We start from the raw sequence: 13,100 nt of genomic DNA, 5'->3' as shown, positions 1-13,100 counted from the left end.
GTCAGCGTTGCCCTTCCTGTGATTGGCCCTCCGTGGGGGAGTCGGGCGGCGGAAAACTCATCTATCGAGACTGTTGATGTTTTGCCCCGGAGGGACGGTCCATTCCTCTCACCAGGCACCACATGGGCCTGGTGGCGTTGGACAGGGCATGAATGCACACAGTCACTCGTACGATGCGTGGTATCCAGGAGCGGGCGGTACGCCGGGTGCCTCGGCTGGTAAGCCCAGCCTGGTGCTGCATCTCCGAGGATGGGCGCGGTTCGCGGACCGCCTGGCGGTCGTGGTGTCCGCGCGGGAGCTGGCCGCGCTGGCCAGCGGGCCCGACGCCGCGATCCGGCTCGCGAGCACGCGAGGCTACCTCGCGGACAGCGCCGAGAACCACCGTTTGGCGGACATGCTGCGCAACCGTCCCTGGGACTTCGGAGCCGCAGGCGCCCCGTTGGTCTTCGGCGTGGAGGCCGTCTTGCCGCGTGCGGACGGCGGCATCGAGCTGTCCGGGGCCGAGTGCATCGAAGGCTTCCAACGGCTGGCCGTCCTGTCGCATGTCGCGCGCGAAATACCGGACGCGCACCTCGACCGCGCCGACGTACGCGTGGAGATCGTCACAGGAGCGGATCGCGAGCGGATCCGGCGGCTGAGCGAAGAAGTCGGCGACTACACCAACGGTGCACATCCACAGGACCGGCTCTCCCGCTGCCCGCACCTCAAGTGCATCGCGCGGGAGTTCCAGGAAGAAGGCGGCTTCTTCGATCACCGTCGCGGAATCGTCTCCGGCCCGCACCCTTGTGGATACACCATGGAGGACGTCACCCGGGCCTTGGCCTGCACGGCCGAGTCACCATGGCCAACGCTGACTCACCAGAGCAGCACCGAGGAAGGCCTGCACACCCTGTGGGCGGACGTGGACGGCCCCGACTACCGGACCCTGATCCACGAGGACGTCCACGCTTGCAGCGTCCAGAGAGTCGTTGAGGCGAGAGAGGTCGCCCTCAGGGTCGTGAAGCGCATGTGCGGCTCCTCGCCTGTGGGCCACGACCATCTCCTGCAATACGCCCCTGAGCTGGGTGGCCTGGGCCACCTGCCGCAAGCTGCCCCTGGACCAGCTGTACCGCTCCGACCGCCATATCGCGGACTGGAGCGGACTGGTTCACGGGCCGTTCTCCGACATCGTCGCGGATGTCGCGCACGACCTCGTGGCGCGGTACAAGCGGGTGCGCAAGGACAGCAAGGTGTTCATCCACGAGGCCAAGCAGCTGGACGTATGGCTGGACATCCTCGACCCCTCGCGGACCCGTCGCCGTCCCTAACCAAGCCTCTGGCCTGGGCTGCGGGAAAATCGGCCGGACAGCGTGGGAAACGATTTCTATAGGTGCCTGTATAGGCCCTGAACAGCGCCTTTCGTCGGTGCCCCACAGATGAGACCCCCGGTCTCCGGAGAAATCCGGCGGCCGGGGGTCTTTCGTTGTCTTCCTCACATTGTTGCCCCTGTCACGCATTCCGGCCCGAGGGCGGCGCGGACTCCTCCGCGGAAGTGAGGGCAGTGAGGGCTAGGTCACACACATCGCGGCCCGACGTGCTCGGCAGCACCGGCCTGCCATCGGGACACCCCGCGCGGCTCATGTCGAAGCATCCGTCCAAGCCTCCGTCGCAGCCTCTCTCGGGGAGGCGAAGCGAGCGCGAGCCCGGACGTCCGGAGCGGCGAAGTGGCCGCGGTCCCGGGGGCGTTGGGGCACGGCGACCGGTGGGCGGGGTGGTCCGGTGTGCCCCCGGGGCTGCCGCAGGGGCCCTCTCAGGCGGCGAGGCGCTCGGCCAGGGCCTTCGCCTTGGCTGCCGCGTCCTCGTGGGCCTTGTCGCGGGAGGTCTCGTACAGCGGGACGAGCTCGGTCATCGCCGGGTTGCTGGGAGCCATGGTCAGCTCGGGGACGATGAAGTCGACCTCGAGGCCCATACCGCCGTTCAGGACCGCCTCCAGGTAGTTCTGCACGTACTCGAAGGACTCACGGGGCGTGCCCGGCGCGTACGAGCCGCCGCGGCTGGCGACGACGGTGACCGGGGTGCCCTTGGCGGACGGCGACTCACCCGCCGTACGGCCCATGATGATCACCTGGTCGAGCCACGCCTTCAGCGTCGAGGGGATCGTGAAGTTGTACATCGGCGCGGCGATGACGACCGCGTCGGCCTGCTCCAGCTCCTCGGCGAGCTGGACCCGCAGCGCAAAGGCGGTCTGCTGCTCGGGGCTGTGGGTGGCGGGGTCGGAGAAGGCGGCGGAGGCCGCGACGCCGTCGAGGTGCGGCAGTGGGTCGGCGGCCAGATCACGGTGGATGACCGTGCCGTTGGGGTGCTGCTCCTCCCAGGCCTTGCGGAAGGCGGCGGTGACGGAGCGGGACGCGGAGCCGCCCTCGGGGAAGACGGAGGAGTCGATGAGCAGAAGCGTGGCCATGGTGATCGGTCCTTCGGTTCGCGGCCGGACGGGGCGCGGCCGCTGATTGAATTCCGTACGTACCTATTGATAGCACAGGAGCTTACTTTTCTGCAGTAGCCAACGGGAGCGCGGTACTCTGGGTGTATGGCGGACCACAGCGAGGCGATGTGCAGACAGGTCGACGACGGGACCACGCGCGTCTTCGAGCTGTTCGGGAAGCGCTGGACGGGCCTGATCGTCGCCACCCTGATGCCGGGCCCGGTGCACTTCGCCGACCTGCGCCGGGCCATCCCCGGGATCAGTGAGCGGATGCTGTCCGACCGCCTCATGGAGCTGGCGGCGACCGGCCTGGTGGTACGCGAGGTGGATGCGGGCCCGCCGCTGCGGGTCTCCTACCGGCTCACCGAGGCCGGCCTGGCGATGGAGCCCGCACTCAAGGAGCTGGGGCGCTGGGCGGAGACGTACCTCGCCGATGGGGGGCAGTGTCCGGAGCGGTTCCGGAAGTAGGGGTGGTTCCGGAGGTGGCCGGGGGTGCGTGGGGTCACTCGTAGGGCGACTTGTGGGGCTACTCGTGGGGACTTGTGGGGCACGCCTAGGGCTGCTCGTGGGGCCTCTGGCGCCTCTGGGGCCTCTGGGGGCTCTGGGGGCTCACCCCAGTCGTGCCTGGGCGGCGTTGTAGCGCCGAAGGTACGTCGCAAAGCGCTCGAGGTCGGCCTCGTCCCAGTCGGCCAGCCGCTCATGGAACGCCTGCCGGCGGCTGGCGGTGACATTGGCGAGCACCTGAGCGCCCTTCTCGGTCGGGTGGAGCACCTGAACGCGCTGGTCCTCCGGGTCCACGCGGCGCTCGACGAAGCCGAGCTTCTCCAGTGCGGCGATCTGCCGGCTGACCGTGGACTTGTCGACCCGACCGGCCAGGGCATCTTCTTCCTGCTGGTGGCGATCAGCATCGGCTCGTACGCCTCGGTCGCGGTGCTCGGCGGCGCCGGAGCCGTGCTGCCGCTCCGGCTGCGGGCGGCGCTGGCGCTCGGTACGTCCCTGGTGGTCAGCCTCATCGGTACGGCGTTCGCCGGCCCGGTCGTTCACCTCGTCGACCACGGCCTGCGCGGCCTGTGGGCCATGGCCTGGCTCTACTCCGCGGGCATCCTGCTGATCGGTACCGGCCTGCACACCTTCCTCAAGCGGTGGACGACGCTCGGTGTGATGGCCCTCTTCGTGATGCTCAACTTCACGTCCTCCGGGGGGATTTTCCGCCCGGAGATGCAGAACGGATTCTTCGCGGCGCTGCACTCCTTCTGGAACGGAGCGGGCTTCATCGAAGGTGTCCGCAGCCATGTGTACTTCGACGGCTACGGCCTGTCCGGCCATATCTGGACGCTGGCGTTGTGGTCGGCCGTGGGCGTGCTGGTGGTCGGCATGGCGGCGCTGGCGGAGAAGCGGCGGCGCATCGCGGAGGCGGAGGCGGTAGCCAACGCCGCGGCGGTGGCAGCGGCCGCGGTGGCGGTGGCAGCGGCCGCGGTGGCGGCGACGGTAACGGAAGAGGGGCCCATCCCGCGCCGATGCCGGGGGCGGAGCCTGGGGCAGCGCCTGGGGCAGCGCCTGGGGCGATGTCGAGGCGCTCTGCGGCTACCGAGGTGGAAGAAGAACTGGAAGAAGAACTGGAAGAAGCCGTAGGGGTATAGCGGTGCGGAGGCGGCAGTCCAAGCCTCGGTGGGGAGAGTTATCCACAGGCTGTGCGGACCTTGACGAGGTGTCGGTAACGTCATTGCTCGACGGCACGCCGAAGCCGCGGGGCGGGCCGCCGAGTACGCAGTAAGCGGTGCAGGCTGCGCAGTACGCATTGCGCAGCAGGCATTGCGCGGTACGCAGTGCTCGGTATGCAGTACGGGTTGCGCGGTGCGAGGTCCGCAGCGCGCAGGGCGGCAGAAGACAACAACAGCCCAAATACAGGTCGTGAAGGGGGAGGTGGCCCGCCATGTCGCGTGTGCCGTATGTACCGGGGTTTGCGAGGGCGGATGCGCACGGGCCGTCGGGGCCGTCGCCCAAGGCCGCGGGCCGGGCGTTGCGGGAGCGACTGCCCCGCGCCGAGCAGGACCTGCTCTCCATCGGGGAGGGGCGGCCGGATGCGGTCGCTGCGGTGGAGGAGTCCAACGCCGGACGACTGCCCGAGCTCACGCCGATACGGGTCGGCCGGATGGCCGCCAGCCCCTTCGCGTTCCTCCGAGGCTCCGCGGGGCTGATGGCGTACGACCTGACGGGCGGACCGGTGACCGGCATCGGCGCACAGATCTGCGGAGACGCGCACGCCGCCAACTTCGGCCTCTACGGCGACGCCCGCGGCGGCCTTGTCATCGACCTCAATGACTTCGACGAGACGCTGTACGGGCCGTGGGAGTGGGACGTGAAGCGGCTCGCGACGTCGTTGGTGCTGGCGGGCCGGGAGGCGGGCGCCGACGAGGACGCCTGCCGCAAGGCGGCGCAGGATGCCGCGGGTGCGTATCGGCGGACGATGCGGCTGCTGGCGAAGCTGCCGGTGACCGAGGCGTGGAACGCCATCGCCGACGAGGAGTTGGTCTCGCACACCGACGCGCGGGATCTGCTGGGGACGCTGGAGCTGGTGTCGGCCAAGGCGCGCAAGAACACCAGCGCGCGGTTCGCCGCGAAGGCGACGGAACAGACGGCGGACGGCGGACGCCGGTTCGTGGACGCGCCGCCGGTGCTGCGGCGGGTGCCGGATGCCGAAGCGGCGGCCGTGGCCGCGTCCCTCACCACGTACCTGGAGACCCTGCCCGAAGACCGGCTCCCGCTGCTGGCCCGTTACGCGGTACACGACGTCGCCTTCCGGGTGGTCGGCACGGGCAGTGTGGGGCTGCGGTCGTATGTGGTGCTGCTGCTGGACCACCGGGGCGAGCCGCTGGTGCTCCAGGTGAAGGAGGCGCGCGGCTCGATGCTGGCGCCGTATGTGGAGAAGGCCGGCTTCCCCGTGCCGTCGGTGGCGCACGAGGGCCGACGGGTGGTGCTCGGCCAGCGCCGGATGCAGGTCGTCAGCGACATCCTGCTGGGCTGGACGACCGTCCAGGACATAGCCCCGACCACCATGGACGGTGCGTCGGGCGGACTCCCCTTCCAGGTCCGCCAGTTCAGGAACCGCAAGGGCAGCGTGGACCCGGCACAGCTGACCGGCGACCAGTTGGACGACTACGCCCGCATGACCGGCGCCCTCCTGGCCCGAGCCCATGCCCACAGCGCCGACCCACGTCTGGTGGCCGGTTACTGCGGCAAGAGCGAGGAACTGGACGAGGCAATAGCCAGATTCGCGGTCTCCTACGCCGACCGCACAGAAGCAGACCACGCGAGCCTGACCACAGCCGTGAAGAGCGGCCGTATCGCCGCGGAGATGGGGGTTTGAGCACTGAATAGGTGGCCGCCCTTGGATGCGCTTGTCCTTGCCTTGCCCCTAGCCCCTAGCCCTGCCCCCTGACCTGCGTCCCGTGCACGGGCAGGCATCAGGAGGCACGGGGCCGGTCCCTGACATCTGACCGATGTGTGGTTCGGGCGCCATTGGTGGTCGGGCTGCGCGGAGGGCGGCTGGGTGCTGCGGCTGAGTGGGCTGGGGGTGTGGCTGGTGTTGCCTAGGGTGGGCTCGATCGGCCGTGGGTCGCCTGGGGGTGGATTCGGGCCGCTGGCGGCTGGGGGCGCCTCGGGTGCTTCGGCCGGCCTTGCTCGGGCGGCTGGCGGGCTCCGGTGATGGCTTGGCTGTCGGGGGCCCTGTCGGCCGATGCCCTGGTGTCGGGGGACCTGCCGGCCGAGCGGTCGTCGGGGTACCTGATCGGATAGCTGATCGTTCTGGTGGCTGGTGGTGTGGGCGCGGAGCGGTGGGCGAGGGGGATGGGGTGGAGGTGGGTGGGGGGAGGGGCCCCGGGGGGAGGGGGAGAGATCAGGAAAGGGCCGGTGGATGGTGGCGGAGGGCCTGGGCCGGCATGGGCCGTACGCTGACCGAGTGACGAACTCGCACGCGGAGAACGCGCAGGACGGCCAGCACGGGGCGGACGAAGCAGACGTGCCGGGCACGCCCGGCGCTGAGGGCAGCCCGCAGGCACCGGACGCCCGCGGCGGCGATCAGGGCGCCAGGACCGAGGACAGCCACGGCCAGGGAGATCAGGTCGAGGGCCCGAACGGGGCATGGACGGGCAGCCCAGAGGTACCGGCCGGCTCGCTCGGCGACGGGATCGAGGCGGGCGGCGAGCCCAGTGACGTTCCGGGTGCGCAGTGTGAGCCGGGCAGTGCTGCGGGAGTGCAGGCGGGGGCTCAGGGCGACGTGCCGCGGAGCGATGCGCCGCAGGACGACGGGCCTGACGGCCGAGCTTCCGAAGGGGCTCAAGATAAGGCGCCGCAAGATCAGGCCGCTCAGGGCGGTGCGTCGCAGGACGAGGGGACCCGGCGGCTGGCGAAGGCGGTGCTGGCCGCGGAGCAGGCCCTGATCGAGTTCGAGATCGCAGTGGAGACCTTCCGGGTGGAGGTGGAGAACTTCTCCCGCCTGCACCACCAGCGGCTGGGCCCCATGTACGCGCGGCTGGACGAGCTGGATGCGCAGATCGCCGAGGCCGTGGCCGCACGTACGGGCGACCCCGAGGACATCCGTAAGGCGCGGGAGGCGCGGGCGTCGGTGCTGCCGATGCCGGGCGTGGAAGAGCTGTTCCACGGCTGGATGGGGTCGGAGGGGCTGTTCCCGGAGGCCCAGGCGATGCTGACCGAGCAGTCGGTGCAGCCGCCCCAGAAGGTGCGGCCCAGCGAGGCGGCTCGTAAGGCCTACCGCGACCTGGTCCGCAAGGCTCACCCGGACTTGGCGCGGGACGATGCGGAGCGGGCACGGCGGGACGCCTTCATTGCGCGGGTCAACATGGCGTACGCCCAGGGCGACGAGGCGGCGCTGCGGGAACTGGCGCGGGAGTGGGAGGCCGGTCCCGCGCCGGCCGAGGAGCGTCTGAGTGAGAGCGAGGAGCTCTACGCCCGGCTGGAGTGGCTGGCCGAGCGCAAGGAGCTGCTGGCGGCCGCAGCCGCGGAGCTGGAGGAGAGCGCGATCGGCGCCATGATCAAGATGGCGCCGGAGGACCCGGACGCGCTGCTGGACGAGATCGCCGAGAAGCTGCTCGCGGACGTCGCAGAGCGCGAGGCTTACCTCGCCCAGCTGGTCGGGTAGCGTCGTGAGTATGCAATTTGGTTCTGTGCCCACGGTCGCTGTCGATGCACTCTCGTCCGAGGACTTCCTCCTGGACGTGCGTGAGGACGACGAGTGGGAGGCGGGGCACGCCGAGGGCGCGCTGCACATCCCGATGAGCGAATTCGTCGCCCGCTACGGCGAGTTGACCGAGGCGGCGCCCGAGGGCGGCAAGGTGTATGTGCTGTGCCGGGTCGGTGGGCGTTCGGCGCAGGTGGCGCAGTACCTGCTCCAGCAGGGCATCGACGCGGTGAATGTTGCGGGCGGCATGCAGGCCTGGGAGGCCGCCGGCCGTCCCGTTTCGGACGGCAAGGGCGGCTCCGGGACGGTTATCTAGCCCCCTCTGGCCCCCGGCCACTCATCCCTCCTCCAGGCAGGTGGCCAATGGGCTAACCGGTGGTCAAGCGGCTGTCCGGCTAGCCATCTATCCGACCGTCCGGTTCTCCGGCTCCCACCTCCCCGCCCTGCTCCCTCACCCCAGCGGGTGGGCCGCCAGCAGGTCGCCGAGGGTCTCCTCGTGGGCGGCGGCGGGGCCGAGGGAGAGTTCGAGCTGTTTGGCCCAGGCGTGGTAGCGGTGCAGGGGGTAGTCGGTGTCGGCGCCGAAGCCGCCGTGCAGATGCTGGGCGGTCTGGACGACGCGGCGGACGCCCTCGGAGGCCCAGATCTTGGCGACCGCGATGTCTGCTGCGGGCGGTAGCGGCCCGGGGGCGTCGGTGCTGACGCGCCAGGCGGCCTGCCAGAGGGTGGCCTCCATGGCGCGCAGGTCGATAAAACGGTCGGCGGCCTGGACGGCGACGGCCTGGAAGGTGGCCACCGGGAACCCGAACTGTTCGCGCTTGCCGGTGTAGTCGCTGGTCATCGCGAGGACGCGCTCGCCCAGGCCCAGGGCGAGCGCGCAGGTGCCGGTGGTCAGGACGCTGCGCAGCGATTCCCAGGCGGCGGGGCCGGTGATCGTTTCCCGGGCGCTGAGGCGTACGCCGTCCAGCCGGACCTCGGCCTGGCGCTCTCCGCTGGTGGAGATCTGGTCGTCGAGGGTGACGCCGGCGTGTGTGCGGGGGACGAGGGCCAGTGCGGCGTGGCCCTCGGTGGTGTGGGCGGGCAGCAGGATCCGGTCCGCGGTCTGGGCCCAGGGGACGGCGGTCTGGGTGCCGTCGAGGACCCATTCGCCGCCGTCCTGGTGGGCGCCCACGGCGAGCTCGGCCGGTTCGTGTCCGCTGCGGCCGGCGGCGGCGACCGTGACGACGAGGTCCCCGGCGGCGATCTGTGGCAGCACCTCCGTACGCAGAGCGTCGGTGGCGTAGTGCTGGAGGGTGTGCGCGGCGGCGCCGGACTCCAGCAGCGGTACCCGCGCCAGCACCTTGGCCGACTCGCGCAGTACGAGGCAGAGCGCGACCGGGTCCAGGCCGGCACCGCCGTGCTCGGGTGCGATCGGCAGGCCCAGCAGATCGGCGGCGGCGAGCTTGCGCCACAGCGCGCGGTCGAAGTCGTCGGCGACCGCGCCCGCGGTGAGCGCCGGGCTGGGCACGCTGTCCGGAGCGACGCCTGAGAAGACGGCCTTCGCCGCTTCGACGGCGGCCTGCTGCTCCTCGCTGAAGGTGAAGTCCACTGGTCTGTCCTCCCACGCGGCGCCCTGGATCTGACGATCTGACGAAGCGTCAAGGTAGAACAGGTTTCAGGAATTGGGAATGGGGGCGGTGGTCAAAGGTGCGGGAGATCGGGCCAGTTGGGGGCGTCGGTCCAGGTGGGGTGGGTGTAGGTCGGGCAGAGGGCGTGGGCGTGGGGGTGGGCTGGGGCAGGGGCAGGGGCAGGGGACAGCGGCCCAGCGGCCCCAGCGCCTCAGCGGTCGAAGTCCAGCTCGACCTTCTCCGTGACCGGGTGGGACTGGCAGGCCAGCACATAGCCGGCGTCGACCTCGTCGGACTCCAGGGCGAAGTTGCGGTCCATCCGGACCTCGCCGGAGACCAGGAAGGCGCGGCAGGTGCCGCAGACGCCGCCCTTGCAGGCGTACGGGGCGTCCGCCCGGTTGCGGAGCACCGTTTCGAGCAGGGGCTCGCCGTCCTGGACCGGCCAGGTGCCGGAGCGGCCGTCGAGGGTGGCGGTCACGGTGCTGTGGGCGGGGAGGGCAGCAGCCGGGGCGGACGGGGCACCGTTGGCTATGTGGAAGATCTCTTCGTGGATGCGGTTCCGGGGCACCTCGAGGGCGCGCAGGGCGCGCTCGGCGCCCTGGACCATGCTGTACGGGCCGCAGAGGTACCAGCCGTCCACGGAGTCGATCTTCAGGAGGGCGGGCAGGAGCGAGCGGAGCCGGTTCTCGTCCAGGCGTCCTGAGGGCAGGCCGGCTTGCTGTTCCTCGCGGGAGAGGGTGTGGATGAGCTGGAAGCGCTCGGGATAGCGGTCCTTGAGGTCCGCCACCTCCTCCAGGAACATTGTGGAGGCCGCCGTACGGTCGCTGCGGATCAGGCAGAAGCGGGCATCCGGCTGCTGGGCGAGCAGCGTGGTGGCGATGGACAGCACGGGGGTGATGCCGCTGCCGCCGACGATTCCGACGAAGTGCCCGGGGCGCGGTGCGAGGGTGAACCGGCCCGCCGGGGCCATCACCTCCACCGTGTCGCCGACCGCCAGTTCCTTGAGCGCGTACGTCGAGAAGGCGCCCTCCTCGACGAGGCGGATGCCCACGCGGAGTTCCGGCTCGTCGGTGGCGGGGGTGCAGATGGAGTACGTACGGCGGATCTCCTGGCCGTCGACCGTTCTGCGCAGTGCGATGTGCTGCCCGGGCGTGTGCCGGAAAGTCGTGCGCAGCTCGGGCGGGACGTCGAAGGTGACGGCCACCGCGTCGTCCGTGAGCCGCTCGATCTCCCGGACCTGGAGCGGGTGGAACATCACAACTCCTTGAAGTGGTCGAAGGGTTCGCGGCAGGACTCGCAGCGGCGCAGTGCCTTGCATGCCGTGGAGGAGAACCGGCTCAGCAGGGTGGTGTCGGTCGATCCGCAGTGCGGGCAGCGGATCGTGAGGTCGACGGCGACCGGCCCGCCGGCCGGTCCCGTCGGGCGCGGTGGGGCGATGCCGAACTCGGCCAGCTTCCGGCGCCCCTCGGCGGTGATCGCGTCGGTGGTCCATGGCGGGCTGAGGACCGTACGGACCTCAACCTGCGGTATGCCGTGGTCGTGCAGTACGCGTTCTATGTCGGCGGACATTGCCTCGATGGCGGGGCAGCCGGTGTAGGTCGGTGTGAGGTCGACCTCCACGCGGTCCGGGGCGGTCAGCCGTACGTCGCGCAGTACGCCGAGCTCGGTGAGGGTGAGAACGGGCAGCTCGGGGTCGGGAACGGAGCCGGCGAGCGCCAGCAGTTCCGCTTCGAGGGCGGTGGTGGTCACCATGTCGCTCCCGGGTGGCTGCGGTGGAGGTGCTGCATTTCGGCGAGCAGCCTTCCGAACGGTTCGGTGTGCAGGCCCTGGCGTCCTGCGCCGGCGGTCCAGGCGCCGCACTGGGGCCCCTCCGGGACGGTGAGCGTGGCCCGTTCGAGGGTGGTGGTGATGCGGGTCGTCCAGGCGTCGTGGAGCGTCGTCCAGGGCACCTCTTCCAGCCCGTCCACCGGCTCGAAGAGCTCGCCGGTGTAGCGCCAGAGGGCGTCCACGGCGCGCTGCATCCGGGCGTGGCTCTCGTCGGTGCCGTCGCCGAGGCGCACCGTCCACTGCTCGGCGTGGTCGCGGTGGTAGGCGACCTCCTTGACGGCCTTCCCGGCCAGCGGCGCCAACTCGCTGTCACCTGCGGCAAGGTGCTCGAACAGCAGCTCCTGATAGGTGGAGAAGTACAGCTGCCGGGCGATGGTGTGGGCGAAGTCGCCGTTGGGCTGCTCGACCAGCTGGAGGTTGCGGAACTGCCGCTCCTCGCGCAGATACGCCAGCTCGTCCTCGTCGCCGGCCAGGGAGAGCAGCACCCGGGCCTGGCCGAGCAGGTCCAGAGCGATATTGGCCAGTGCGACCTCCTCCTCCAGGACCGGGGCGTGGCCGGCCCACTCGCCCAGGCGGTGGGAGAGGATCAGGGCGTCGTCCCCGAGGGGCAGGGCCGGGGTGGCCGTGACGTTGATCAAAGGTGATGCACCCCGTCCGGGATCTCGTAGAAGGTCGGGTGGCGGTAGGGCTTGTCGCCGGCCGGTTCGAAGAACGCGTCCTTCTCGTCCGGCGAGGAGGCGGTGATCTGGGCGGAGGGCACCACCCAGATGGAGACGCCCTCCGAGCGGCGGGTGTAGAGGTCGCGGGCGTTGCGCAGCGCCATCTCGGCGTCCGGGGCGTGGAGGCTGCCGGCGTGGGTGTGTGACAGGCCGCGGCGGCTGCGGACGAAGACCTCCCACAGCGGCCAGTCCGTGGGCCGGGCGGCCGGTCCCTCGTCGGCTGTGGCGCCTTGGGGCGGGTGTGGAGTGGTCATCGGACGGCCTTCCCGTGCTTGGCCGCGTGTGCGGCGGCTGCCTCGCGCACCCAGGCGCCTTCCTCGTGAGCCCGCCGGCGGCGGCCGATCCGCTCCTCGTTGCAGGGGCCGTTGCCCTTGAGGACCTCGCGGAACTCGTTCCAGTCGATCGGGCCGAAGTCCCAGTGGCCCCGGTCCTCGTTCCAGGTCAGATCGGGGTCGGGGAGGGTGAGCCCCAGGGCCTCGGCCTGGGGTACGCAGATGTCCACGAAGCGCTGGCGCAGCTCGTCGTTGGAGTGCCGCTTGATCTTCCAGGCCATGGACTGCGCGGAGTGCGACGACTCGTCGTCCGGGGGGCCGAACATCATGAGGGACGGCCACCACCAGCGGTTCACCGCGTCCTGCGCCATGGCGTGTTGCGCTTCGGTGCCGCGGCTGAGGTGCAGCAGGAGTTCGTAGCCCTGCCGCTGGTGGAAGGACTCTTCCTTGCAGATACGGACCATGGCGCGCGCATAGGGGCCGTAGGAGCAGCGGCACAGCGGGACTTGGTTCGTGATCGCCGCGCCGTCCACGAGCCAGCCGATGGCTCCGACGTCGGCCCAGGTCAGGGTCGGGTAGTTGAAGATCGAGGAGTACTTCTGGCGGCCGGAGTGCAGCTTGTCCAGCAGCTCGTCACGACCGGTGCCCAGGGTCTCGGCGGCGCTGTAGAGATACAGGCCGTGGCCGGCCTCGTCCTGCACCTTCGCCATCAGGATCGCCTTGCGGCGCAGCGACGGCGCGCGGGTGATCCAGTTGGCCTCCGGCTGCATGCCGATGATCTCGGAGTGTGCGTGCTGCGCTATCTGCCGTACGAGCGTCGAGCGGTAGGCCTCCGGCATCCAGTCCCGCGGTTCGATGCGCTCGTCCGCGGCCACGGTGGCGTCGAATACGGCTTCCTGAGCCGTCTCCTCCGGCGCGATCGTCGTCATGTGATGCCCCCTCGCTCCCGACCGACCGATCGTTCGGTTCAATGGTGAGTGGGTGGACCGCGGGTGTCAAGCCTGTGGATAACGCGGGTAA

Annotated in this window: 14 protein-coding genes and 1 pseudogene; 6 read left to right on the top strand and 9 right to left on the bottom strand. The window is 70.6% G+C overall.

Annotated elements, in window-relative coordinates:
• Positions 1 to 61 precede the first annotated feature (61 nt).
• A complete protein-coding gene (locus ACZ55A_RS16890; RefSeq protein WP_468840384.1) occupies positions 62 to 754 on the bottom strand; it encodes a hypothetical protein in 693 nt (230 codons plus the stop codon).
• Between the two features lie 310 nt (positions 755 to 1,064).
• Between ACZ55A_RS16890 and ACZ55A_RS16885 the strand changes: the two genes are divergently transcribed.
• Positions 1,065 to 1,307, top strand: a complete 243-nt coding sequence (locus ACZ55A_RS16885) for a hypothetical protein (RefSeq protein WP_468840382.1) — start codon at positions 1,065 to 1,067, stop codon at positions 1,305 to 1,307.
• 482 nt (positions 1,308 to 1,789) lie between these two features.
• Here the strand turns inward: ACZ55A_RS16885 and ACZ55A_RS16880 are convergent, their stop codons facing one another.
• The gene (locus tag ACZ55A_RS16880; RefSeq protein WP_468840380.1) at positions 1,790 to 2,440 is read right to left on the bottom strand and encodes an FMN-dependent NADH-azoreductase; all 651 of its coding nucleotides are present in this window, start codon (positions 2,438 to 2,440) and stop codon (positions 1,790 to 1,792) included.
• Between the two features lie 126 nt (positions 2,441 to 2,566).
• Between ACZ55A_RS16880 and ACZ55A_RS16875 the strand changes: the two genes are divergently transcribed.
• A complete protein-coding gene (locus tag ACZ55A_RS16875) occupies positions 2,567 to 2,929 on the top strand; it encodes a winged helix-turn-helix transcriptional regulator (protein ID WP_468840377.1) in 363 nt (120 codons plus the stop codon).
• 141 nt (positions 2,930 to 3,070) lie between these two features.
• On the opposite strand, the pseudogene ACZ55A_RS16870 reads toward ACZ55A_RS16875, so the two are convergent.
• A pseudogene (locus tag ACZ55A_RS16870) lies at positions 3,071 to 3,325 on the bottom strand (MarR family winged helix-turn-helix transcriptional regulator); the annotation flags it as partial.
• Between ACZ55A_RS16870 and ACZ55A_RS16865 the strand changes: the two are divergent.
• From ACZ55A_RS16865 to ACZ55A_RS16850, 4 genes are all read left to right on the top strand, one after another.
• The gene (locus tag ACZ55A_RS16865) at positions 3,224 to 4,093 is read left to right on the top strand and encodes a hypothetical protein (RefSeq protein ID WP_468840901.1); all 870 of its coding nucleotides are present in this window, start codon (positions 3,224 to 3,226) and stop codon (positions 4,091 to 4,093) included. The pseudogene ACZ55A_RS16870 and the gene ACZ55A_RS16865 sit on opposite strands and share 102 nt — an antisense overlap.
• Before the next feature lie 301 nt (positions 4,094 to 4,394).
• Positions 4,395 to 5,828, top strand: coding sequence for a DUF2252 domain-containing protein (locus ACZ55A_RS16860; protein ID WP_468840375.1), 1,434 nt, complete (start codon positions 4,395 to 4,397; stop codon positions 5,826 to 5,828).
• An 885-nt stretch (positions 5,829 to 6,713) separates the two neighbouring features.
• Entirely contained in the window at positions 6,714 to 7,619 is a 906-nt protein-coding gene (locus tag ACZ55A_RS16855) for a J domain-containing protein (RefSeq protein WP_468840867.1), read from the top strand.
• Positions 7,620 to 7,629: 10 nt separating this feature from the next.
• Positions 7,630 to 7,974, top strand: coding sequence for a rhodanese-like domain-containing protein (locus ACZ55A_RS16850; protein WP_468840373.1), 345 nt, complete (start codon positions 7,630 to 7,632; stop codon positions 7,972 to 7,974).
• Between the two features lie 135 nt (positions 7,975 to 8,109).
• On the opposite strand, the gene ACZ55A_RS16845 is transcribed toward ACZ55A_RS16850, so the two are convergent.
• From ACZ55A_RS16845 to paaA, 6 genes are all read right to left on the bottom strand, one after another.
• Complete coding sequence (locus tag ACZ55A_RS16845; protein WP_468840371.1) at positions 8,110 to 9,243, bottom strand: acyl-CoA dehydrogenase family protein; 1,134 nt, start codon at positions 9,241 to 9,243, stop codon at positions 8,110 to 8,112.
• Between the two features lie 230 nt (positions 9,244 to 9,473).
• Positions 9,474 to 10,517: a 2Fe-2S iron-sulfur cluster-binding protein gene (locus tag ACZ55A_RS16840; RefSeq protein WP_468840369.1), complete on the bottom strand. Its 1,044-nt coding sequence runs from the start codon at positions 10,515 to 10,517 to the stop codon at positions 9,474 to 9,476.
• Complete coding sequence (paaD, locus tag ACZ55A_RS16835) at positions 10,517 to 11,014, bottom strand: 1,2-phenylacetyl-CoA epoxidase subunit PaaD (RefSeq protein ID WP_468840367.1); 498 nt, start codon at positions 11,012 to 11,014, stop codon at positions 10,517 to 10,519. Before paaD ends, ACZ55A_RS16840 begins: the two co-directional genes overlap by 1 nt.
• Positions 11,008 to 11,724: a 1,2-phenylacetyl-CoA epoxidase subunit PaaC gene (gene paaC / locus ACZ55A_RS16830; RefSeq protein ID WP_468840866.1), complete on the bottom strand. Its 717-nt coding sequence runs from the start codon at positions 11,722 to 11,724 to the stop codon at positions 11,008 to 11,010. Before paaC ends, paaD begins: the two co-directional genes overlap by 7 nt.
• Entirely contained in the window at positions 11,724 to 12,062 is a 339-nt protein-coding gene (paaB, locus tag ACZ55A_RS16825) for a 1,2-phenylacetyl-CoA epoxidase subunit PaaB (protein ID WP_468840365.1), read from the bottom strand. Before paaB ends, paaC begins: the two co-directional genes overlap by 1 nt.
• Complete coding sequence (gene paaA / locus ACZ55A_RS16820) at positions 12,059 to 13,009, bottom strand: 1,2-phenylacetyl-CoA epoxidase subunit PaaA (protein ID WP_468840363.1); 951 nt, start codon at positions 13,007 to 13,009, stop codon at positions 12,059 to 12,061. Before paaA ends, paaB begins: the two co-directional genes overlap by 4 nt.
• Positions 13,010 to 13,100: the final 91 nt, after the last annotated feature.

The sequence above is a fragment of the Streptomyces sp. NPDC034111 genome (assembly GCF_055575375.1).
Note: the sequence above shows the minus strand (reverse complement) of the source record. Positions and strands in the feature narration are given on the sequence as shown.